The 23,121-nt window shown below is 62.5% G+C and carries 20 protein-coding genes, 2 tRNA genes and 1 pseudogene; 2 read left to right on the top strand and 21 right to left on the bottom strand.

Translation table 11 applies throughout. The annotated features are described in order from the left end of the window. Positions 1-9 precede the first annotated feature (9 nt). From AB0P14_RS13675 to AB0P14_RS13660, 4 genes are read right to left on the bottom strand one after another with little or no spacing between them, the layout of a single operon-like run. Positions 10-1,329, bottom strand: coding sequence for an MFS transporter (locus AB0P14_RS13675; RefSeq protein WP_363843194.1), 1,320 nt, complete (start codon positions 1,327-1,329; stop codon positions 10-12). After that, a complete protein-coding gene (locus tag AB0P14_RS13670; protein WP_363843191.1) occupies positions 1,326-1,763 on the bottom strand; it encodes a MaoC family dehydratase in 438 nt (145 codons plus the stop codon). Before AB0P14_RS13670 ends, AB0P14_RS13675 begins: the two co-directional genes overlap by 4 nt. Next, positions 1,763-2,212: a MaoC family dehydratase N-terminal domain-containing protein gene (locus AB0P14_RS13665; protein WP_363843188.1), complete on the bottom strand. Its 450-nt coding sequence runs from the start codon at positions 2,210-2,212 to the stop codon at positions 1,763-1,765. Before AB0P14_RS13665 ends, AB0P14_RS13670 begins: the two co-directional genes overlap by 1 nt. A gap of 38 nt (positions 2,213-2,250) precedes the next feature. Next, a complete protein-coding gene (locus AB0P14_RS13660; RefSeq protein ID WP_363843185.1) occupies positions 2,251-2,817 on the bottom strand; it encodes a TetR/AcrR family transcriptional regulator in 567 nt (188 codons plus the stop codon). A 79-nt stretch (positions 2,818-2,896) separates the two neighbouring features. On the opposite strand from AB0P14_RS13660, the gene AB0P14_RS13655 reads away from it, so the two are divergent. Then, on the top strand, positions 2,897-4,453 hold the full coding sequence (locus tag AB0P14_RS13655) for an MFS transporter (RefSeq protein WP_363843182.1): 1,557 nt from the start codon (positions 2,897-2,899) through the stop codon (positions 4,451-4,453). A 123-nt stretch (positions 4,454-4,576) separates the two neighbouring features. Here AB0P14_RS13655 and AB0P14_RS13650 read toward each other — a convergent pair whose 3' ends face one another. The 14 genes and pseudogenes from AB0P14_RS13650 to AB0P14_RS13585 all read right to left on the bottom strand — a co-directional run bounded on the left by AB0P14_RS13650 (position 4,577) and on the right by AB0P14_RS13585 (position 17,604). Next, a complete protein-coding gene (locus AB0P14_RS13650; RefSeq protein ID WP_363843179.1) occupies positions 4,577-4,840 on the bottom strand; it encodes a DUF3188 domain-containing protein in 264 nt (87 codons plus the stop codon). 269 nt (positions 4,841-5,109) lie between these two features. Beyond that, on the bottom strand, positions 5,110-6,030 hold the full coding sequence (locus AB0P14_RS13645; RefSeq protein WP_363843176.1) for a DUF2797 domain-containing protein: 921 nt from the start codon (positions 6,028-6,030) through the stop codon (positions 5,110-5,112). A gap of 5 nt (positions 6,031-6,035) precedes the next feature. Beyond that, positions 6,036-6,908: a CoA ester lyase gene (locus AB0P14_RS13640; protein WP_363843173.1), complete on the bottom strand. Its 873-nt coding sequence runs from the start codon at positions 6,906-6,908 to the stop codon at positions 6,036-6,038. Between the two features lie 99 nt (positions 6,909-7,007). After that, complete coding sequence (locus tag AB0P14_RS13635; protein WP_363843170.1) at positions 7,008-7,907, bottom strand: hypothetical protein; 900 nt, start codon at positions 7,905-7,907, stop codon at positions 7,008-7,010. A gap of 86 nt (positions 7,908-7,993) precedes the next feature. Continuing rightward, positions 7,994-8,545, bottom strand: coding sequence for a GNAT family N-acetyltransferase (locus AB0P14_RS13630; RefSeq protein ID WP_363843167.1), 552 nt, complete (start codon positions 8,543-8,545; stop codon positions 7,994-7,996). A gap of 92 nt (positions 8,546-8,637) precedes the next feature. Beyond that, positions 8,638-10,212 (bottom strand): Na+/H+ antiporter, encoded by a 1,575-nt coding sequence (locus AB0P14_RS13625; RefSeq protein ID WP_363843164.1) that lies wholly within the window; start codon positions 10,210-10,212, stop codon positions 8,638-8,640. A 10-nt stretch (positions 10,213-10,222) separates the two neighbouring features. Beyond that, positions 10,223-10,885: an NAD(P)H-binding protein gene (locus AB0P14_RS13620; RefSeq protein ID WP_363843161.1), complete on the bottom strand. Its 663-nt coding sequence runs from the start codon at positions 10,883-10,885 to the stop codon at positions 10,223-10,225. A 506-nt stretch (positions 10,886-11,391) separates the two neighbouring features. Further along, positions 11,392-11,465: transfer RNA gene (locus tag AB0P14_RS13615), tRNA-Met, on the bottom strand. 63 nt (positions 11,466-11,528) lie between these two features. Continuing rightward, positions 11,529-11,600: transfer RNA gene (locus AB0P14_RS13610), tRNA-Thr, on the bottom strand. Positions 11,601-11,866: 266 nt separating this feature from the next. Further along, a complete protein-coding gene (locus tag AB0P14_RS13605; RefSeq protein ID WP_363843158.1) occupies positions 11,867-13,810 on the bottom strand; it encodes a DEAD/DEAH box helicase in 1,944 nt (647 codons plus the stop codon). A 368-nt stretch (positions 13,811-14,178) separates the two neighbouring features. Further along, positions 14,179-14,841, bottom strand: a complete 663-nt coding sequence (locus AB0P14_RS13600; RefSeq protein ID WP_363843155.1) for an MOSC domain-containing protein — start codon at positions 14,839-14,841, stop codon at positions 14,179-14,181. A 249-nt stretch (positions 14,842-15,090) separates the two neighbouring features. Beyond that, positions 15,091-16,554, bottom strand: a complete 1,464-nt coding sequence (locus tag AB0P14_RS13595) for an MFS transporter (protein WP_363843153.1) — start codon at positions 16,552-16,554, stop codon at positions 15,091-15,093. A 120-nt stretch (positions 16,555-16,674) separates the two neighbouring features. Next, positions 16,675-16,840 (bottom strand): annotated as a pseudogene (locus AB0P14_RS13590) (winged helix-turn-helix domain-containing protein); the annotation flags it as partial. A gap of 14 nt (positions 16,841-16,854) precedes the next feature. Then, positions 16,855-17,604: an SDR family oxidoreductase gene (locus AB0P14_RS13585; RefSeq protein ID WP_363843150.1), complete on the bottom strand. Its 750-nt coding sequence runs from the start codon at positions 17,602-17,604 to the stop codon at positions 16,855-16,857. Positions 17,605-17,704: 100 nt separating this feature from the next. Here AB0P14_RS13585 and AB0P14_RS13580 point away from each other — a divergent pair, with 100 nt between their 5' ends. Then, positions 17,705-19,105, top strand: a complete 1,401-nt coding sequence (locus AB0P14_RS13580; protein ID WP_363843148.1) for an amidohydrolase — start codon at positions 17,705-17,707, stop codon at positions 19,103-19,105. 118 nt (positions 19,106-19,223) lie between these two features. On the opposite strand, the gene AB0P14_RS13575 is transcribed toward AB0P14_RS13580, so the two are convergent. The 3 genes from AB0P14_RS13575 to AB0P14_RS13565 form a co-directional block, all read right to left on the bottom strand. Continuing rightward, on the bottom strand, positions 19,224-19,901 hold the full coding sequence (locus tag AB0P14_RS13575) for a transglycosylase family protein (RefSeq protein ID WP_363843145.1): 678 nt from the start codon (positions 19,899-19,901) through the stop codon (positions 19,224-19,226). 592 nt (positions 19,902-20,493) lie between these two features. After that, entirely contained in the window at positions 20,494-21,657 is a 1,164-nt protein-coding gene (locus AB0P14_RS13570) for a cystathionine gamma-synthase (RefSeq protein WP_363843142.1), read from the bottom strand. A 51-nt stretch (positions 21,658-21,708) separates the two neighbouring features. Beyond that, positions 21,709-23,094, bottom strand: a complete 1,386-nt coding sequence (locus AB0P14_RS13565; protein WP_363843139.1) for a cystathionine beta-synthase — start codon at positions 23,092-23,094, stop codon at positions 21,709-21,711. Positions 23,095-23,121 lie beyond the last annotated feature (27 nt).

Below are 23,121 nucleotides of genomic sequence, written 5' to 3'. Positions count from 1 at the left end.
CAGTCCAGACTATCGCTTGAGGGCGGGCTCTTTCGCGTCCAGATACGCGGGCTTGCGCACCACCGGTGTCAGGAAGAAGGCAATGACCAACATGACGAGCACTGCCAGCAGTGAGTTCAGCACGCCCACGTGCTCTGCCAGCAGGCCCAGCAGCGGCGGTCCTCCGAGGAAGGCGCCATAGCCAACGGTGGAGACTACCGAGACCCGCGCGGCGGCATGTTCAGGATCGTCGGAAGCGGCAGACATTGCCACCGGGAAGCCCAGCGCGGAGCCGAGTCCCCAGAACACCAGTGCGGCCAAAGCGACCTCGGCGTTTGGCGCAAACACGAATAGGCCTAAGCCAATGATGGCCAGTGCTGCACCCACGCGCAGGACGCTGACCCGACCAAACTTGTCCAGCACCACGGTTCCAGCAAAACGCCCAATGGTCATGGCGGAAACGAAGATGCCGTATCCAATAGCTCCAATTGCGGCGGTAGAACCGTAACCATCCACCATGGCGAGGGCCACCCAGTCCCCTGCCGCACCTTCGGCTAGGCCCAGACCCAGCACGAGTGCACCCAGCATCAAGGTGCGCGGATCACGCCAGGCGGCAGCGATCTTCGCCTTGCCAGCCTTCTTCGCCGCCGCGGCTTTCTCGGCGCTCAACGTTGTGGTGGCGCCGGTGGTTCCGGTGGCGCCGACTGTGATGATCGGGATGGGTCCGGTGCCTGGAACTGCGCCGGAGTCGCCCAGATCAACCATGGCACCCGAAGAGTTCATCTTGTCAGCCTGGTAATGGCTGGTGCCGATCAGAACGGCACCACAGACGGCAAGGGAAATCACGCCCAGGTGGAGGGCAACTGGGACGTGCAAGGACGCGGCCAGCGCACCCAAGCCGGCACCGGCCACGGTGCCGATGCTGAAGGCTCCGTGCAGGCGCGGCATGATGTGCCGGCCCAACGCCCGTTCAACAGCGGCTCCTTCAATATTGGAGGAGGTGTTCCAACTGCCCGTACCAAGGCCCACCATGACGAGCCCGGCCCCCACCACCAGCGTGTCGGTAAATACCGTGGCGCCCAATCCTACGATCAGAACACCGATGGTTTGGATGATGCTGCCAACCCGGGAGGTGAGTTTTGAGCCAAGGCGCAACACCACCAAACCGGACACGGCCACCGAGACAAATGATCCCAGAGACATGCATAACAGCATCAGCCCGATCTCCCCAGGTGTCAGCCCCAGGTCATCGCGGATGGCAGGAATGCGTGAAACCCAGGTGGCAAAGACCAGCCCGGAACCGGCGTAGGCGGTGACGACACCGTTACGCCAAGCGGAAACCTGACTCACGCCACCCGAACCACGGCTTGGGACTTGACGAGAACCTTCTGGCCATCCAAGGTGACGGTTAAATCGATACGTGCGGTCCCGGCGTCGGAATCTAGAGCGCCAACCACACCGGCCACTTCCACGACGGCACCAGGTTCGCCATCGAGATCGGCTACGGGAACCGGCTTGGTGAAGCGAGTTCCATAAGATACGACGGCGCCCGGGTCACCGATCCAGTCGGTCACCAACTGCACTGCCGCACCCATGGTGAACATGCCGTGCGCAATGACGCCGGGTAGCTCTACCTCACGGGCGAAGCGTTCGTTCCAGTGAATCGGGTTGAAGTCCCCCGAAGCACCGGCGTACTTAACCAGGTCGGCCCGGCTGATCTTCAAGGTGCGTGAGCCGATCTCGGTCCCGACGGCTAGGTCTGCGATGTTTACTGTGGCAGTCATTACTGTCCCTCTCCGCGCACCAGGATGGCGGACACTGTGGTGGCGACAGCAACGCCGTCGACCGTTGAAATTTCAGCGCGAGTGGTGATCATGGCCCCGCCACCCATGGCACGGACCGTGTCCACGTGCAGCGCGGCAAGCAGCTCGTCGCCGGCCACGATGGGGCGGTGGTGGGTGAACCGCTGTTCGGCGTGCACCACACGGGAGAAATCAATCCCGGAATCGGAATCATTGATCAACAGGGCGTCGGCACGCTGCGCCACGATGATGGCGTAGGTGGGCGGCGCAACAAGATCGGCATGGCCCAAAGCCTGAGCTGCGGAAACGTCAAAATGGGCTGCATGGGTGGCTTTGACGGCCCTGGCGAAGTCGCGAATGGACTCCCTGCCAACACTGTACGGTTCACCTAATGCGTAGCTGCGCCCCTGCAGCTCTGGGTTGATGGTCATGGGCTTAAGCGTATAGCCCGGACGAGGGCTGGCGCACACTAAGACCGCGGTTCGGACCGCATTCGCCCAACAATGGCCAGCAAGGAGTCCAGATCCATGTTTTCCTGCCCACCGTCTGGCTTTTTCAGTCCTGTGGGGAAGCCAAAGAGGGCCGCGTTGTAGTACATGCCGTCGCCTAGCAGGAGGATTGCCCTGGCCACGGCCGGATCGCCAACGTCGCTCAGGATCAGTTCAAACCAACGGGCATGCAACTCGTTGAATGCTTGGCGGACGGTGTCGTCGTCACTTTGGATCAGCCGGTGGGCCGCCACGATGCAGCGATCAAAGGGTGTGCCACCGAATACGCTGGTTCGAATGTAGTAGCTGGCGCAGCCCTCGGGGTCCTTAGCCATGGCCACAAAGTCCTGCTCCGCGAACTCGCGGACTTGCGCGAGCAACCCATCGGTGAGCGCTTCCTTGTTTTTGAAGTGGTACAGCAATCCACCCTTGGAGACGCCGGCTGAAGCGGCGACGGCGTCCAAAGTAGCCGCCTGTGGCCCATCCCCATTGAGGATTTCTACATAGGCGACAAGAACCCGTTCACGTGCGGAGGGTTGATTAGTCATGAGACAACCCTACAAGAAGTGATACACTCAACCGTCCAGACGGTACAGTAAACCGTCTGGACGGTATAGAATTGTGGTCATGGCACTGACACACAGCACACTCAAAAACAGCTCCCCGGAGAGCACTCCACGCGCCGGCGTCCGCTCCTGGATCGCCCTAGCTGTGCTGATGCTGCCTGTTTTGCTGGTCTCTGTCGATAACACGGTGCTGAGCTTTGCCATCCCTTCCATCTCCTTGGCCCTGACGCCCTCGGCGGCCGAGCTGCTGTGGATCATCGACGTATACCCCCTGGTGCTGGCTGCCTTGCTGGTTCCAATGGGGAGCATGACCGATAGATTTGGTCGCCGTAAACTCCTCCTCATCGGCAGCACCGGCTTCGCCGTGGTTTCTGTATTTGCTGCCTTTGCACCGAATGCTGGAGCACTGATCGGCTACCGCGCACTCTTGGGCCTCTTCGGCGCCATGCTGATGCCCGCAACGCTGTCCCTGATCCGCAACCTGTTCCTGCACCCCGGCCAGCGCCGGACAGCCATAGCCGTCTGGGCTGCCGGGTTCTCCGGTGGAGCTGCGCTAGGCCCTATTGTGGGCGGCTTTATCCTGGAGCACTTCTGGTGGGGCGCTGTATTCCTCATGAGCGTGCCCGTACTGATCCCCTTGTTGATCCTGGCTCCCATCTTTGTGCCGGAGTCCAAGGACCCAAATCCGGGAAAGATCGATGTGTGGAGCATCTTGTTGTCTTTCGGCGCCATGGTGCCCACAATCTTCGGCATCAAGGAGATCGCTCAGTCCGGATTCTCCGTCATCAACCTGGCACTCATTGTGGCTGGTGTTGCTCTGGGTGTGGTGTTTGTGCGCCGGCAGATGCGCCGCGAGAACCCCATGATGGATGTATCACTGTTCAAGAATCCCGTGTTCAGCGGCAGTGTCAGCGCCAACTTGTTGAGCATCTTTGCGCTGGTCGGTTTCTTGTACTTCATCACCCAGCATTTGCAGTTGGTCGTGGGCCTGTCGCCCACGCATGCCGCCTATGTTCTGGTGCCGGGCTTGGCCATCACCGTGATCTTTGGATTACTGGCCGCCAAGCTTGCGAATTACATCCGGCCCTCACGGCTAGTGGTGATTGGGCTGTTGCTCAATGCCTCAGCCTTCTTGATCGTGTGGCTGAACACCGACGGTTCCGTTCTTGGCATCATGATCGCCTTCGCCGTCCTCGGCGCTGGGGTGGGAACCGCAGAGACCATCTCCAATGACTTGATCCTGAGCGCTGCACCGCCTACGAAGGCTGGTGCTGCATCTGCCATCTCTGAGACTGCTTACGAGGTGGGATCAGTGCTGGGAACCGCCGTCTTGGGTAGTGTTTTGGCCGCCGCTTACCGCATGAATGTGGTGATTCCGAAGAGCGTCTCGGCCGCCGATCATGAGACCGCGTCGCAGACCTTGGGTGGTGCCATCGATGTGGCAGCTTCGTTGCCCGCAGCACAGTCCAATGCGCTGCTGGAATCTGCCAAGCACGCTTTCGATTCCGGTCAGGGCACCGTGGCCATGGTCAGCGTTATAGTCATGCTTGTTGCGGCACTGATGTGTGCGCGGACTTTGCGCAGTGCCGTCAGCACGCCGGAGCCGGTGGAACACTAAGCAGGGCGAGCGGCACGCGGCGAGCGATCGAAAAAGACGGCGCTTGCGGGAAAAGATGGGCCTAGACGGCCGTCTTTTCCCGCAAGCGCCGTCTTTTAACGTGACTGCGGCAGCGTCAGTAGCTTATTGATTCCCGGCTTTGCGAGCGGCTTCGCGCTTCTCTGCGGCTTTGAGTTCCTTGCGGATGTTACGTCCTCGCAGGCCTAGGGACGCCATGTGGGCCAGCAGGCCGACGCCGATGAAGGGCAGTGCGATGAAGGTCATGGACGGCGTGGAGCTGATGGCACCGATCACCAGGATGACGATGCCGATGAAGGTCAGCCCCATGCCGGCAAAAACAGCGTATTTGTAGGCGGGCGGAGCAGTTTCCCAAAAGTCGTTTAGCACGGGGCTAAGTCTACCGGGCGAGCGACCCAAAGCGGGCGAAGCGAGCTTGGGGAGGCCGGGAGACACTGCCGGGCGAAAGACCCGAGTGTAACCACGGCCGCGAGGACCGACAATGCTGCGATATGGATGCGAATTTTCCGACCATTGCTGCGATAGGGTCCGGGAAAAACCAACCATTGCTGCGATAGCGTCGGTGGGTGGGCGCGTCGGTGGGGCGGTGGGGCGGTGGGCGCGTCGGTGGGCGGTCCGTGGGTGGGAGCTGCGGCGTGCTAGAAGAGCGATTCTTGCAGCGCCGGGACCTCGGTCTGGAAGTTGCCGAAGCGAACCTTGCGGCCCTTGAGCGCGCCGAGATCCACCAGGAACGCTCCGTCGGCGCCGTCTAATCGGGCCAAGGCAATGGGGCCGAGAATGGAGTCCAGCCTCATGCCGTGCTGCCCCGCATCCAGCGACTGTGGATAGGCCGTGCGCCGGCCGGGTGTTGCCACGGCGTCGGAGAAATCGCTCCTGCGCCATTGCTCCTCCACCGTCTCGAAACCTTCGAGGGAAAGCTCCGCCACATAGTCATGCACGACGTCGGCCATCGCCTTGTTGGTCTGCTCCACGTGCAGCGGTGGCCGAGGATGCAAAAGTGCGGCGAACTTTGCGGCACCGCGGACAAATTGAGTGGGCGGCAAGTTAGTTGAAACGGCATCTTCTAAGTGCCGCACTACCGAGCCGTCTTGAGCCCTGGCCACGTAACGGGCCACGAGCGCGCCTTGCTCGGCAAGGCGGCTCCATTTACTCCGTTCAGAGGCTGTGCCCACCTTGGTGGTGCCGTCAGCAAACGTGGCTATGTACAGCCAGTGCTGCATCGACAAGTACGCCTTCAAGCCGGGTGAGCCCTGACCGCTGCGATGGAAGTCATGCATGAGCCGCATCTGATCCTTGGCGAAGCAGGCTCCGCATTGGAAGCCACGTTCGGCGCCCTGCCCTGACGGACATGGGAAGTGCTGCGGCTGCCCCGACTCCTCTACCCGGGTGAACCCTAGGCAGAACCGGGCAGGGACGCCATCGCCGGAGAGCACCTCAAACCTCAGCCATTGTCCGGGCAGCAAAGGTAGCCGCGCATCGCCGTCGTCCGTTGTCAGGGACAGCGCCGGGCCCTCAGTGGCCCAAGTGACGCCCCGGACCAGCCCGCCCGTCTGCACCATGGTGGCTAGAGCGCGGGCTGGACGCCGTAGGCCACGGCCAGCTTCATGATCTTCTCGGCACGGCCCAGGCGGGGCAGGTCGGAGCCGTCGCGGATGACGCCGCCGCGGGCGTTGAAGTCATTCATGAAGTCCGTGGCCCAGGCGACGTCGGAGGGCGTGGGGCTGATGACTTCGTTGATGATGGTGGTCTGATCGACGGCCAGGCACAGCTTGCCGGTCATGCCCATGGAGACGGTGATGGCCGACTGCTCGCGCAGGATCGGGTGGTTGGTACCCACGGTGGGGCCATCGATGGGGCCGGGCAGGTTGCCGACGCGGCTGGCGACGACGAGCTTGGCGCGGGGGTAGGCCATTGCTTCGCGGTCCGCGGCCATGCCGGTGTCGCGGCGGAAATCGCCGGAACCGAAAGCGAGGCGGAAAGCTCCTTCGGCGCGGGCGATGTTGTTGGCTTCCTCGATGCCCAGCGCCGATTCGACGAGGGCCAGCACGCGGGTCTTGCCGTCGAGGCGGTGGTAGGTTTCCTTGACTTGCTCGGCCTGTTCGGTCTTGGCGAGCATGACGCCGAGCAGTCCGGGGACGTTGCGCAGGTTGGCGACGTCGTCGGCCCAGAACTTGGAGTGGACGTCGTTGATGCGGACCCAGGCCTGGCCGCCGTTGCGCAGCCAGTCGATGACGTCGGCACGGGCCGCATCCTTCATCTTGGGGTCAACGGCGTCTTCAATATCCAGCACAATGGCGTCGGCGCGAGAGCTTGCGGCCTCGTCAAAGATCTCCGGACGGGTTGCCGGAACCAGAAGCCATGAGCGTGCAATCTCTGCAGGGATGTTGCGGGTGCGGACAGGAGTTGAAGCGGCTTCATTGCCAACGATGCTAGACATATATCTACCGTATACGGCAAATCATTCCTATGAGCTGTGCTGAGCTACAAAGCTGCGCCGGATAGTCTGGCGGATTGCACCAGATTATCCGCCTCTGGTCTAGACCACAGGGCGGTTGGGTACGTCCGCGTCCCATGTCAGATCCGCGCCGGCTGGCAGTACCAAGGCCTCAATGTCCGGATCCTGTGCCAGTGCCGAAATAAGTTCCCAACTGCCGCCCACCACTGTGGAATCAAAATCAATTTCCGTGACCAACACCCAGCTGTGGTCTTGAGGCCACAGGATGCTCGGCGATTGCGGCCACTGCGGCTCGTGGTGCCATGGCGCATGGTTTACCCAGCTCGGATCAGCGTAGAACCGCGCCCCTGTCTCGAACAGGAAGTAGCTCCGGCCGGGGAGTTCCAACTTTTCACCGTTGACCACATCCGCGGGCAGCAGGCCGGGGCCGGTTTGCTCGGGCTGCGGGGCGACCCAGCTGGCGCCATCCTCGCCCTGGGTCAGCTGCACATATCCGGCCGAGCTGGTCAGACCGCCCCACCCGTCCCAAACGGCGGTGACGCCATGTTCCGGCGTGGCGGTGTCCTCGCACAGGTAGGCGGCCACCTTGGCCAAGACGTCCGGGGCGAGGTTGCCTACCTCCGGGTTGGAGTACCGCCATCCTTGCGCGTCAAGGGGGCCGAGCCGCGGCGTCTCCGGGCCCGGCAGGCGATTGAATTGGGCCAGCGCATGCATCTGCTTTCCAAAGGCCTGTGCGACGGCGGACCAGCCCACCTGTTGCTGTTCGAACTCACCCATGGCGGGCAGATCGTGCCCGTGCCACGTTTTGGTGTCCAGCGGCCTGTCCCGTTGCGTCGGATGGAAGATTCGCGCGTAGGCGGGGAAGCCGCGTGGCACCACGGCATGCATGTCATGCCACTGCGAATCGATCAGTGGTTTGAGCCATGCGCCGGATTCTGCGCTGGTGAGTGCTTCGGGAACCGCATCAGGTTGGGAGTCCATTGCCCCAGCATAGGCCGGGTCCGGCGTCGGCCGAGGGAGCGTTTCTGAAATTAGCCCAATTAGTGAGGGAGGGTCCTGTTGAGGGGTCAGGCCAGAGTTGCGGCAAGCTGCTCCGGGCCCAGCGGACGGTCCGCGTACACGAGGCGAACGGCGGCAGGGTCTGGATTGCCGGCGTCGGGCCCCCTGTGCACCAGCGTCAGGCCGAGCTTTTCGGCAACCCGCGCCGAGGCGGCATTGTGTTCCAGCAGGTACGCCACGATGGGCAGTTCCGGGCGGAGCGCCTTGGCCTGGCGGACGGCCTCCCGGGAGAGCTCCGTAGCGTATCCCCTGCCGTGGACGTCGGCGGAGAATCGGTAGCCCAGATTCCAATACACGCCGGCCTTGATGGAGCAGCCGCCCTGGCCGATGATCGCCGGCTCTCCCTGCGCCCGGACGACCCATGGAGCCAGTCCGTCCTGCTCCCACCTGGCCGTGAACCCGTCCAGCATGGCGGCCGTCTGGGACTGGGCCGTGTGCCGCAGGCTGGGGAAATGTGTCCATACGCGGGGGTCGCTGCAGATGGCATACATCCCGGCGGCATCGCCCGGCGTTGGACGGGACAGCAGCAGGCGGTCGGTGGACGTTGAAACAGCCGTCATCAAGTTCTCCTTGGATCGTGGGGCGCCTCCCCCGGTAGTGAGCGAAGGCTCGTCGAAACAGCCCCGTATGTGAGCGAGCGTCCGGGGGTGCGCTAGCTCTCAGGCATGATCATGGTGCGCAGGTCCAATTGCCGCAGCACCCTGTCAACGACCTCAGGATCGGCGTCGGGCTCGTTGCGGGCATCCAGCACCTCGGCCCGGGCCGCGTCCAGTGCGATGGTTTGGACCGCGATGGCCAGCTCCCGGCCGCGGCGGCGGCGCTCATCCTTACTCTCATTCTTCAGGCTGCCATCGAGCAGCTCGACCTGCAGGCGCTGCATCCTGGCCTTGACCAGGGCCAGCTTTTCCGGTGGCAGGTTCTTGATCAGCTCGTTGTTGTGTAGGGCTGCGACGGCAGCCTCCTGGGCGCGCAGGGCCAGTACCTTGGCAGCCTCCCGTTCCTCGGCGCCGTCGTCGGTGGCCTTGAGCACCCGCATAAGCCACGGCAGGGTCAGCCCCGGGAGCACCAGCGTTGTCAGCAGCACGGCGCAGGCAACGACGATGATCTCGTGCCGGGCCGGGAACACTTCACCGGAGGGCAGCACCGCCGGCAGTGCAAGGGCCAGAGCCAACGTGGCCAGCCCGCGCATGCCACACCAGGAAAGGATCACGACGTCCTTGAGGCTGGTTGGCGGCAGCTCGCCGTCGTGCTTCTTGGACAAGAGCGCCAGGAGGCCAAACCACAGGAACCTGACCACAATCACCAGGACGCTGATGGCAATCGCCAACGGCAGCATGCCCCAAATGTCCGATCCCTCGACCTTGATGACCTCGCGCACCTCAAGACCCACCAGTCCAAAGGCGAGTCCTGTGACAAGCAGTTCCACCACATCCCAAAACGCTGCGCGGGTGATGCGTTCGGCGGCGTCCTCCGCCCGGGCATGGCGCTTGATCTCAAGTGCCGTGACAACGACGGCGATCACTCCCGAGGCATGCACCTCCTCGGCCAGGATGTAGGCGGCGAAAGGCACCACAAGAGTAACTGCGCTGCGGGCCACGGAGGATGTGATGAGTTTGGTGATCAGGCCCGTCACCCAGCCCATGACCATGCCAACCCCGACGGCGATGGCGGCTCCCAGCAGGAACTTGCCGACCACACCCAGCCCGAACGGCTCACCGTCCATGGCGCTGGCCACAGCCGCCTGGAAGATCACGATGGCTGCTGCGTCGTTGAACAGGCCTTCGCTTTGCAACACAGTGATGAGCCGGCGCGGCATGTGCACGCGCCCTGCGATGGATTCCACAGCGACCGGGTCCGGCGGGGCGCACATGGCGCCCAGGGCGATGGCTGCAGGGATGCCGATGCTGGGGATCAACAGCCACGCGGCACCTGCGACGGCGGCTGTTGAGACCGCGACGAGCGCCACCGCCAGCAGGAGGATGGTGCGCCAACGAATGCGGAAGACCGCCCAGGAACTCTTTTGCGCCGTGGCAAAGAGCAGCGGGGGCAGGAAGATCGGCAGAATCAGCTCGGGTTCAATCCGGAGGTCCGGAAACCCCGGGATGAACGTCAGCGCCCCCGCCATGATGAGCATGAGCACCGGGTATGGGAGCTTGAGCTTGTCGCCCAGCCCCACGGCTACCACTGTCGCGAAAAGGAGTCCGATGATCAGTATGAGCTGTTCCACGGACTTTACTTTACGGGGTGAGGGCCTTCTCGATTGCCACTTGGCCGTCGCTGAATTCGATGGTCCGCATGATGGTGTCCGGGCGTTGCAGTGCCGCAGCAGCCACGAGGGCTGTGTTGGCGCGGGACGTGTTGCCAGATGCGCCCGCCTCACGGGCTGTTGCCGGGGTCGGGTCGATCAGTCCGGTGGGCACGTCCAACGTCAGCGCTCCCGGCGCCAGGATGGTCCAGGCCAGGGAGCTGGAGCGCAGGTGGGCATCGGCCGCGGCCTTGGCCTCGGCGTAGGCGAAGAAGCTGTTCTCGGCCGGCACACCATGGTCGGCCCGGGCGCCTAGGTAGGAGACCATGAGATAGCGCTGCACACCGGCAGCTGCGGCAGCCTCCATTGACGCGATGGCCGCGTCACGGTCCACGGCATAAGTCCGTTCGGGACTGCCGCCTCCGGCACCTGCGGACCAAATAACGGCGTCATGGCCGGCCAGCAGCTCGGTGAGCTCTTCGTGGGAGGAGGAAACGACGTCGTGCACCACAGGGGTTGCTCCCGTGGCCGCAACGTCATCAATGTGGGCCGCGTTGCGGATCACCGAGGTGACCTCCATCCCGGCCGCCTTCAGCAGCGGCGCCAGCAACAGGGCGACTTTTCCGTGCCCGCCAATGATAAGAACCTTCTGCACTTTTGCTCCTCTGCACATTTAAACGTTGTTGGAGGCAGCCTACGCCATGCCTCTGGGATAACCCCCGGGTGGGCTAACCCCGCGGCACCGGCACCCTGGGCGCCCTGGGCGCCCTGGGCGCCCTGGGCACGCCCGCCAACGTTGAAAGAGCAGATAATGCGATCCCACCGATGGCAAAGTCACGTTATCTGCTCTTTCAATGTCCCCAGATGCCGCACTCGAGTCGTCAGATATGGCCCGTTTAATCGCATTTTCGGGGCCATACATGGCGACTCGAGGATGGCGGATTTGAAAACGCAGATGATGCGATGAACATCGCGAATTTGTCGCGTTTTCTGCAGTCTCGAACAGGTTCAGCGCAGCATCTGCTGTTTCGAAGCAGAAGCCCCTGACGCGCCCGGGCTGTACACACATTTTGGCCGCTAACCCGCTAACCCCCAATGTCAGCTACCCGCAGGCATGAAAAAACCCCGGACGCCGTTGGGCATCCGGGGTTCTTCTTCCTGTAGCGGCACCGAGACTCGATCTCGGGACCTCACGATTATGAGTCGTGCGCTCTAACCAACTGAGCTATGCCGCCATAAATGAGCATGGCCCGTGCCGCCCCGGACAAACCGTCTTGACACGAGCCTACTCATTTGCGAGCCCCCCACCGGAATCGATCCGGTGACCTCGTTCTTACCAAGAACGCGCTCTACCACTGAGCTAGGGGGGCAACGAGAGAATACTTTACCAGTGCTTTTGCGGGATGCGAAATCGAGAACTACTCAACCATCCCCCAAGGCCCCAAGAGGGGTGCTCTGGGTCAATTCTGAGCAGCTCTCCAAGGTTCAAAATCCGCTAGAATTCAGGGGATTTCAGCAGCCAGAGAAGCAAAGAATGAAGTGCGTCACACAAGCGTTTTGGCAAGAAAAAGGCCGGCTACCTGATGGCAGCCGGCCCTTATCCGAGCCTAATACTCAGGCCCTTGGGGTGTGGTATTTACCACTTGCCCTTGCTGTTGAAGCTCTGTCCACCTTCGTGACGGGGACGGCGGTCGCCTCCACCGTGACCGGTGTGGCTCTGGCCGCCACGGTCGCTGCTGAAGCCGCGATCGTTGCCACGGTCTGCACCGCGGTCGTTACCGCCGCGGTAGCCGCCACGGTCGCCGTCGAACTTCTTCTTGAAGCCGCCCTGACCGCGATCGTTACGCTCTTCACGGGCCTTGTACGGGGCACCGGCACCTGCGGGGCGGCGGCCGTTGTCCAGCTCGAGGTTGATGAGCTCGCCGCTGATGCGGGTGCGGCTCAGCGCCTTCCACTGGTCCTTGCTCAGTTCTGCGGGCAGCTCAACCAGGGTGTGGTCTGAGCGGATGTCAATGCCGCCGATCTGCGAGGAGGACAGGCCACCTTCGTTGGCGATAGCGCCAACGATGGAGCCGGGCATGACGCGCTGGCGACGGCCGACCGAGATGCGGTAGGTGGCGTTGCCTTCGGTCAGGGTGCGGGTCGGGCCACGTGAGCCGAAGCCGTCCTTGGAACGATCCTTCTTCTGGTATTCCGGAGCTGCCGGCAGGTCGTTGACGAGCAACGGCTGGCCGCCCTGTGCCATAACAGCCAAGGCTGCAGCGATTTCCGACGCCGGAACGTCGTGCTCCTGCTCGTAGGAAGCGATCAGGTCGCGGAACTTAGCAACGTCCTTGGTGGCCAGGGTTTCGGTGATCTTCTCAGCGAACTTGCCCAAGCGCAGGGAGTTGATGGTTTCTGCGGACGGCAGGTGCATCTGCTCCACCGGCTGGCGCGTAGCCTTTTCGATGGCGCGAAGCAAGTACTTCTCGCGAGGAGTCATGAACAGAATCGCGTCACCTGAACGGCCGGCGCGGCCCGTACGACCAATGCGGTGTACATAGGACTCGGTGTCATGCGGGATGTCGTAGTTGATGACGTGCGTGATGCGCTCAACGTCAAGGCCACGGGCCGCAACGTCGGTAGCGACCAGGATGTCGATCTTGCCGTCGCGCAGAGCCTCGACGGTGCGCTCGCGCTGCTGCTGCGGGATGTCACCGTTGATGGCGGCAGCCTGGAAGCCGCGTGCCTTGAGCTTGTCAGCCAAGTCTTCGGTGGCCATCTTGGTGCGCACGAATGCGATGACGCCTTCGAACTTCTCAACCTCGAGTACGCGGGTCAGCGCATCGAGCTTGTGCGGGCCCATGACCTGTAAGTAACGCTGGCGGGTGTTGGCGCCGGTGGTGGTCTTGGACTTGACCGTCACCTCGGCGGGGTTGTTCAGGTACTGCTTGGAGATGCGGCGGATCTGGCCAGGCATGGTGGCTGAGAACAGTGCCACCTGCTTCTCTGCCGGAGTCTGTGACAGGATCTGCTCTACGTCTTCGGCGAAGCCCATACGGAGCATCTCATCGGCTTCATCCAACACCAGGTACTGCAGGTTGGAGAGGTCCAGTGAGCCCTTGGAGAGGTGGTCGATGACGCGGCCGGGGGTACCGACAACTACCTGTGCACCGCGGCGCAGGCCGGCCAGCTGGGGGCCGTAAGCGGATCCACCGTAGACGGGGAGAACGGAGAAGTTGTCCATGTGCTTGGCGTAGGAGGTGAAGGCTTCGGCAACCTGGAGCGCAAGCTCACGGGTCGGGGCCAGCACCAGGATCTGGGTGGACTTGGTGGGGCCGTTGAGGTCCATCAGTTCAGCCATGCGGGACAGGGCGGGGACAGCGAATGCTGCGGTCTTACCGGTTCCGGTCTGAGCCAAACCAACAACGTCGCGGCCTTCGAGCAGCAACGGGATGGTTGCGGCCTGGATGGGCGAGGGCTTCTCGTAGCCAACATCAGTCAGGGCAGCCAGCACGCGGCCGTCAATACCCATGTCAGCGAAAGTAGTTTCGTTCTCTTCTTCCACAGCAGCGGAAGTTTCAGTCAAGTTTTCGGGCATAGTCAAATCGTCCTCATTCATAGGGCCAGGCGGCGTGGTACGCCGCGGTGGGGAAATCCAGCCGCTGCTCGGCATCCCGGGCAGGATCTCGCGCCATGTGCGCACCATCGGTGCGGACTTCAGTGTTGGTCTAGTTGATCTAAACCAACGCTGCATGGCGTTTCTTTGCCGGCAATCCCCTATGAACGCTACTTGCCCGCCAAAAACATGCGGGCCCCAAACACTTCAGGCTCCTGCCTCAAAAATTGGGCAGAAAATAAAAGGAGATACCGGAGTGGGGGATGTTTAAATTGTAGGGCATACCTTAGCGCTGCACTATAGGGAAAGCCGATGCGCAGCCGTGAGGTTCGGCACATGGGCTCCCACTGCTACTTATTAGCGGCGAGAATTCGGCGGAAGTACGGCCAGTAATGGGCAGCCAAGGTGAGCTCTCCGGCGTCGTGCAGGTCTTGCAAGGTGTGGACGTCCTTGGCCGTGGCATTGCTGAAGAACTTGCCCACCGTAATTCCGTGCTGGGGCACATGCTCAACCACGACGGCGTCGCCCGCCTTGGCTTTGCCGTGCTCCAGCACCCGCAGATACGCGCCAATGCGCCCGGCGATGGTGAACCTCTTGACCCATTGCGGCTCGCCCATCCGCTCCCCGAAGGTGGCACAGGGAACTCGTGGCGAGGTGACCTCCAGCAGCGCCTTGCCAATGCGCCACCGCGTACCGATCACAGCGTGGGTGGTCTCGATGCCCTGGGTACGCAGGTTTTCACCAAATAGGCCGGGGGTGATGGTGCGGCCTAGTTCGGCAGCCCAATAGTCGGCGTCCTCCTGCGAATAGGCATAAATGGCCTGATCGGGTCCGCCGTGGTTTTCGGTATCTGCCTGCACATCACCAAAGACGCCGTACTTACGCAGGCTGACAGGTCCCTCAACAGCACGCTTGTCGATGGCCGTCACGCCGAAACCGGTCTTGGTGGTGATCAATTGATGGACCCGGCAAATGGCAAGAATAGTACCGCTCTGTGGTGTTACGTCAGTCATGGTTAAACACTACGACAGCATGGGCTTCCCAGCCCGAGCACCTCCAGCGGCCCAGGACGGGCAATCGTCGATATTTGCGGCACCGGTTGCGCTCCGCACCCTTGAGTTCCAGCCCTTATGCGCTGGGCCCACGGCGGGTTCGACGCATAAACACTTATGCGCCGAACCCAGGACGGGTTTGACGCATAAGTCACGCGAGTGCGGGCACAGCGGGCACGGTTAGGCGTCGGCGGTCAGGCGGCGCACCGCTTAAACGTCGACCAATTCCACGGACCCGGAAACATCTGATTCGTTAGCCCAACGCGGCAAGAACGTTGCCGCGATGGAAACCAGCACCATGCCAGCGGCCATGACCCACATGGTGAACGTGAAGCCGTCGATGAACACGGCCGCTTGGCTGGTTCCGGTGCTGGATTCCAGAGAGTTGAAGTAAATAGTGCCCACGATCGCAACACCCAGGGCGCCAGCCAGCTGGCTGGTGGTGTTGAACAGGCCCGAGGCGCTGCCGGCGAACTTGGTGGGGACTTCCGAGAGGACGAAGATGCCCACAGGCGCCACCACCATACCGAAGCCAGCGCCGCTCAGCGCCAAGCCAGCTAGCAGGTGCCACGGCGTGACCGTGCCGCCCACGGACTGAACCGTGAAGATCAAGACGATGAAGCCAATGGCAATGACTAGGGGGCCAAGCTGCAACACCACACGGCCGATCTTTTTGGCCAGGATCGCGGCGGAAATACCGGCCAGGATCGGCACCATGATGGAGAAGGGAAGCATGGTCAGGCCGGCCTTGAGAATGGGGTATTCCAGGCCCACCTGCAGGAACAGGGTCTGGATCAAGAAGAAGCCGTTCATGGGGATGAAGAACAAGAACATCATCACAATACCGGCGGCGAACGGGCGGCTCTTGAACAGGGAAACGGCTACCAGCGGCTCTCCGCCCCGGATCTCTTCGCGGCGCTGGAGCATGACGAACCCAGCCAGTACCAGCACACCAAACACCATGGAGAGGTAGGTCCACAGCGGCCACCCCTCCTCGCGTCCCATGGTCAGCGGGTAGAGGATGGCCATCATGCCCACCGCCAGAATCACGACGCCGGACAGGTTGAGTTTGTGCCGGACCGGCGCCTTGGACTCGGGGACGAACTTAATCGCGCAGATCACGGCGAAGACGCCCACGGGAATGTTGACGAAGAAGATGGTGCGCCAGCCCCAGCCGAAGATATCGGCGTCGGTCAGCACCGCACCCAGAATGGGTCCGGAGACCGCGGCTACACCGGCCAGTGCGGAGAATCCGGCCATGGCCCCGGCCCGTTCGGAGGGCTTGTACATGACCTGCAGGCTAGAAAGCACCTGCGGGATCATGGCTGCCGAGGCGAAGCCCTGCAGCGCACGGGAGGCAATGAGCATCTCCGGATTCATGGCCGCACCGCACAACACGGAGGCAATGGTGAACACGACCAGGCCAATGATGAAGATTTTCTTGCGGCCGTAAATGTCGCCCAAACGGGATCCTGTGATCAAACCGATGGCCAGGGCCAGTGTGTAGGAAGCAACCATCCACTGCAGCTCGGCATTGCTGCCACCGAGGGCCCGTTCAATATCCGGCAGGGCGACGTTGACGATGGTGGCATCAAGGAGTTCCATGAACGACGCCATGAACAAGGAGATGAGGGCGATGGTGCGTGCCTTGCCGACGGGCGGGGCAGAATTCATGCAGTTTTCCTTGGAAAGTAAGCTAAAAGTTGGGTGGGCCCATGGCACTACTCGGCGCTGGCGGGCCGAGCCAAATGGCGCCCTGCAATTCTGTCACTAATTCTCCGGGTTTCTTTCGCGCTACGAGGCGAAGCGGTACCCCATGCCGGCTTCGGTCAGCAAGTGCACCGGCGCTGCGGGATCGCGCTCAAGTTTCCGCCGGAGCTGGGCCATGGACACACGAAGCTAGTGCGTTTCCTTCGCATAGGCCGCCCCACACCTCGGTGAGGATCTGGGCGCTCACAAGGTGAGGATGCCCGCTTAGGCGGAGAAACCGCCGTCGGCCTTAATGAGCTGACCACTGACCCAGCGCCCACCCGGCGAGAGTAGAAAAGCGACCGTCGGCGCCACATCTGCCGGGGTGCCCAGCCGGCCGCCGGGCTGCAGCGCGGTCATCGCCGTGCGGGTGCCTTCATCCATCCAGCCGGTGTCCACGGGGCCGGGGTTGAGCACGTTGGCACTGATGCCCTGCCCGCCCAATTCACACGCGGCCGCAATCACTATCCTGTCCAGCGCCCCCTTGGAGGCCCCGTACGGCAGGTTGAACGCTGTGTGGTCGCTGGTCAGCGCAACAATAGCGCCGCCGTCGTGCTTCACCTGGCGGGCGAACGCGGCAATCAACTGCCAATTGGCACGCGTGTTGACGGCGAAATGGCGCTCAAAACTCTCCAGCGAGGTGTCCAGAATGCCTGAATCAATCGACTCGCAATGCGACATGACCATGCCTGTCAGCGGCCCGGCCTCCTGCGCAATCAACTCCATGAGACGGTCGACGGCGGACGGGTCACCCAGATCTGCCGGGAACGCCCAGACCCGGGCACCGGCCAACTCGAGTTCGGCTGTCAGGACGGTGACGTCGTCGGGCTGGATACCCCAGGGCATGCGGGAATCGTAGGCCTGCCAGTAATTCAGGACCAGGTCCCAGCCATCGGCGGCGAGCGCGCGGGCCACTGCGGCGCCAATGCCCACGGTGCGGCCCACTCCGGTGATGAGCGCTGTTTTCTTATGCATCGCACCAGCCTACGGCGTGGGCGCTACGCCGTGCCCCACGAGGCGGGGCCCCGCGGCTGGTAGCTTGGAAGAATCCACAGACCACAAGCGAAAGGCAGTCATGAGCAGCTCTCAGCCCACCCCCACACCCGGATTTATCCCTGGCCGGGTGACCCGCAGGGCGGCTGCTCCGGCAGGCAAGCCGGGTTCTGTTCCGATAAAGCCCGGCACCTCAGGCAAGCCGGGCACCTCAGGCAAGGGCGCGAAGAAGCCTGTGGCTGCTGCCCCGAAGCCGGACACGGCCTCCATCAGCGCCGCCATCCGTGAGGCCGCAGCCGCCGCGAAGAAGCGTGTCTTGGCCATCACCAACGCCCATGTGGTTCCGGTGGAAGGTGAACCGTTTGACGGAACCGTGCTGGTTGAAGGCGGCAAGATCCTTGGCCTGGGCGCTTCCATTGTGGTTCCTGAAGGCGCCGATGTGTTGGATGCACAGGGCCAGTGGTTGCTCCCCGGTTTCATTGACGCCCACGTGCATCTGGGCATGGATCCGGAGGGTGAACTTGGCTCCACGAGTGACGTCAACGAGATGACGCATCCGGTCATGGCCGGGGTGCGTGCCATTGACGCCGTGGATCCCTTTGATCCTGGTTTTGACGATGCGCTGGCTGGCGGCATCACTACCGTCAATGTGAACCCCGGCTCCGGGAATCCCATCGGTGGGCAGGCCATTGCCATGCACACGCACGGGCGCTACATCGAGGAAATGGTGCTGCGCTCCCCCAGCGGTGTGAAGTCGGCGCTGGGCGAGAACCCAAAAACCGTTTACGGCGACAAGAAGCAAACCCCGTCCACCCGTTTGGGTACTGCCTTGGTGATCCGCCAAGCGTTCATGGACGCCCAGAACTGGATGGCCAAGCCGGAACCGCGGCCCCGCGACGCTCACCTAGAAGCCTTGGCCATGGTGCTGCGACGTGAAATCCCGTGGCGTCAGCACTGCCACCGCGCGGACGACGTCGCCACCGCCGTCCGGCTGGCCGACGAGTTTGGCTACGATCTGGTCATTGACCACGGAACCGAAGCTCACGTGCTGGCCGATGTGCTGGCCGCGCGTGGCACTCCGGTGTTGATTGGCCCATTGTTCACCACCAAGTCCAAGCCTGAGCTGCGTGCCCGCTCCATCGCCAACCCGGGCAAGTTGGCGGCGACCGGCGTCGAAATTTCCATCATCACCGATCATCCGGTGGTGCCCATCAACTTCTTGGTCCATCAGGCCAGCTTTGCGGTGCGAGAGGGACTGGATCGAGACGCTGCCCTCCGCGCCATCACGATCAACCCGGCCAAGGTTCTGGGCCTCGCCGAGCAGATGGGCTCACTGAAGGTTGGCAAGAATGCTGATTTGGTGCTGTGGAGCGGTGACCCGATGGATGTTATGCAGCGCGCCATGAAGGTCTTCATTGGCGGCAAGCCCGTTTACACGTACGACGCCGTCACCCGGGTAGGTGCCGCAGCCTCACGCGTGTAGTTCTCGCCAATCAGGTAGTTCTCGCCAATAAAGGCGGCGCTTGCCGGTACGGGTGGCGGTATACCGCCATCTTTACCGGCAAGCGCCGCCTTTATATCCGGGTTTTTATCCGTAAAGCCTAGGCCGGGAGCTGAAGTACTGCGCCCGTGAAGATCAGGTCCGGGTGGATCACGGTGTCCACGTTGGCCTGGTAAAGCGTGTTCCAGCCACCCTGGATGCCGAGCTTGTCGGCAATGGTGCTCAAGGTGTCACCCGATTGGATGGTGTAGGTCTCGCCGCTGAGCGCTACCTGCACAGCGGCCGGGGCCTGCTCTACCGGGGCCTGCACCACGGGTACTTGTTTTACAGGAGCCTGAATCGGCGCCTGCTCAACCGGGGCTACCTCAACGGACTGTGCCGCTACCGGAGCCGGAGCTGCGGGAACGGCAGCCGGCGAGTAAGCCTGTCCGCCGCCGCCACTCAAGCCAAGCTGGGCGGCGCATGCAGGCCATGCACCCCAACCCTGACCGGCCTGGACCCGCTCGGCCACAGCAATCTGCTGCTCACGAGTGGCATTCTCCGGGGCACCAACACCACCAAAGGCGGCCCATGTGCTCGGGGTGAACTGAAGCCCACCGGAGAAACCGTTACCTGTATTGATAGCCCAGTTGCCGCCACTTTCACACTGAGCTAGTGCGTCCCAGGTGCTACCGTCGGCCGCGTTGGCGCCGGTTCCGGCCATAGCCATGCCGCCACCGGCGATAGCGCCAATGACCAAGACACGGCCGATATTGCGAGTAAGTTTAGTATTTTTCATCGATGCATTCTCCTGCAGGTCACCTGCGCTCCATCCGTCCCCGGACATCTGCGCGCCACCGTCCAACCTATAGATATGGAGGTTGTTTCCGGAGCCTTCCCAATGACGGTGTGCGGTGCTGGAAGGCCCGGGCAATCGTGGGGGCATGAAGTGCCACCCGCCCAATAGGGCATAACTAAGGGTAAAGCGATATCAAATCGATACGCAAATCAGCAAACTGTTACCTAACTGTCATATCTTTTAACAGGCCGATGGTGTATTTAAGCACTTAGTGTTTTGGGGGGGACCCGAAAGGCAGGTTTTCGAAGCTAACTTCGTGGGCCTAAATTCTTCTCGCAGCGGCCATTAAGTGCACTGCTGGTGCGTAAATTCGGGTGCTGCAACGTTGTAGGCCACTTCCGAAAATCGAGGTCATCCTGGTGATGGGGACTGTGAGGACGGTAACCAGGAGGAAGGCGATCTATAACTAGCTCCGAAACAACAGACGCTATCGCGGCAATGGCTGGATTTTTGGAAACCCTATCGCACTGACTGCGATAGCGTTCACGAAAAACAGACCATTGCTGCGATAGCGTCTGGGGGCGGGGCGGGGCTAGGACAGGGTGTTCAGGGCCTGTTCCAGATCAGCCAGCAGATCAGCCACGTCTTCGATGCCTACGGAGAGGCGGATCAGGTTTTCCGGCACGGCCAGCTCGGTGCCCTTGACGGAGGCGTGCGTCATTTCCGAAGGGTAGTTCATGAGCGATTCAATGCCGCCGAGTGACTCTGCCAGGGTGAACAGGTGCGTGGATTCGGCCACCTTGCGTGCAGCAGCCTCGCCACCCTTGAACTGCACCGAGATCATGCCGCCGAAGCCGCGCATCTGCTTGGCAGCCAACTCGTGGCCGGGGTGATCGGGCAGGCCCGGGTAGAGCACCTTCTCAACCTCGGGCCGGGTCAGCAGCCACTCGGCGATGGCCTGAGCGTTGGTGCAGTGGCGGTCCATGCGGACGCCGAGTGTCTTGAGCCCGCGCGTGGTCAGCCATGCTTCCATGGGTGCTGAAACGGCGCCCACAGCGAACTGCACGAAGCCGATCTTCTCGGCAGCTTCGGCGTCGGAGAGGATGATGGCGCCGCCGGAAGCATCCGAGTGTCCGCCGATGTACTTGGTGGTGGAGTGCACCACAATGTCGGCGCCTAGGGCGAGGGGGTTCTGCAGGTACGGGGACGCGAAGGTGTTATCCACAACCAGCAGCGCGCCGGCGGCGTGGGCCACCTCGGCGAGTGCAGCAATATCGGTGATCTTCATCATCGGGTTTGAGGGGGTCTCCACCCACACCATCTTGGTCATGCCGTTAGGCCCGCCGGCGGCGACAGCGGCAGCCAGCGCCCCGCCGTCGGACATGTCCACCGCAGCGTTGCTGATGCCCCAGACCGACAGGACCCGGTTGATGAGCCGGTAGGTGCCGCCGTAGACGTCGTTGCCCATGATGATGTGGTCGCCGGGGACCAGCAGGGCGCGGATCAGGGCGTCCTCAGCGGCCAGGCCGGAGGCGAAACTGAACGCGAATTGGCCGCCTTCCAGGGCTGCGAGCTGGGTCTGGAGCGCGTCGCGGGTGGGGTTGGTGCCGCGGCCGTATTCGTAGCCGTTGCGCAGCTTGCCGATCCCATCCTGAGCGAACGTGGTGGTTTGGTACAGCGGCGGAATGACCGATCCGGTGGTGGGATCGGGGGTCTGCCCAGCATGGACGGCGCGGGTGTTGAAGCCTTCAGTCATGGTGTTCTCCTTGCAAATCAGTGGCAAATCAGTGGAAAAGCAGTCGGTAAATCAGTCGTTGAGGTAAGTCAGTAGATCGTGACGGGTCAGCACACCAACGGGTGCCCCCACAAACGTCACCATCAGCGCGTCCACATCCTGCAATTTGGTGCGGGCGGCAGAAATCGGTTCCAGCGAGCCGATAATGGGCAGCAGCGGCTGCATGTGTTCGGTAATGACGTCCGTCAGCTTGGCCTCGTGCCGGAACAGCTTGCCGGTCAGGGTGCGTTCATCGACCGAGCCAATCACCTCGCCCATCACCACGGGCGGTTCAGCGGTGAGCACGGGAATCTGGGAGACGCCGTATTCGCTCATCAAGTTGATGACATCACGCACTGTCTCGTTCGGATGAATGTGCACCAGCGCCGGCAGCTGCCCGGTCTTGGCCTTGAGCACATCGCCAATGGCTGGCTCGTCGGTGACCTTCAAGAAGCCGTACGACTGCATCCACTTGTCATCAAAAATCTTGCCCAGGTAGCCGCGTCCGCTGTCCGGAAGAAGCACGACGACGACGGCCTCAGGTCCCAGATCCTTCGCAGCTTCCAGCGCGGCCACCACGGCCATGCCGGAGGAACCTCCCACGAGCAGGCCCTCCTCGCGTGCCAAGCGTCGGGTCATGGCGAAGCTGTCGTTGTCCGTGACGGCGATGATCTGGTGCGGCACGCGCTTGTCGTAGGAGTCGGGCCACATGTCCTCGCCCACGCCTTCTACAAGGTACGGCCGGCCTGTGCCACCTGAGTAGACAGAGCCCTCGGGGTCGGCGCCGATGATCTTGACCTCGCCGCCGTCGGACTCGGGACGGTCCGCGGAGGCCTCACGCAGGAAGCGCCCGGTGCCGGAGATGGTGCCGCCGGTGCCAACGCCGGCCACAAAGTGGGTGACCTTGCCTTCGGTGTCGCGCCAGATTTCGGGGCCGGTGCTTTCGTAGTGGCTCAACGGGCCGTTCTGGTTGGAGAACTGGTCCGGCTTGTAGGCGCCGGGAATCTCCCTGACCAGACGGTCCGAGACGCCATAGTAGGACTGCGGACTGTCGGCCGCGACCGCCGTCGGGGTCACGACCACCTCGGCACCGTAGGCCTGCAGCACGGCGCGCTTGTCCTCACCCACCTTGTCCGGGACCACGAACACGCAGTTGTAGCCGCGCGCCTGGGCCACCATGGCCATGGCTACGCCGGTGTTGCCACTGGTGGGTTCCACCACGGTCCCGCCGGGCTTGATTTTGCCTTCTTTGGCAGCCTCGTCGAGCATTTTGACGGCGATGCGGTCCTTGGCGGAGCCACCCGGGTTCATGTACTCAAGCTTGACCAAAACGGTGGCGGCGATGCCCTCGGTCACCTTGTTCAATTTCACCAAGGGGGTGTTGCCAATAAGGTCCAAGACAGAGTTCGCATACTTCATACACCAAACGTAGTACCCCGCCGTGGA

The organism is Specibacter sp. NPDC078709 (assembly GCF_040686795.1).
GTDB lineage: Bacteria > Actinomycetota > Actinomycetes > Actinomycetales > Micrococcaceae > Specibacter.
The sequence above is the reverse complement of the archived record's forward strand: the minus strand, read 5'-3'. Positions and strand labels throughout refer to the sequence as shown.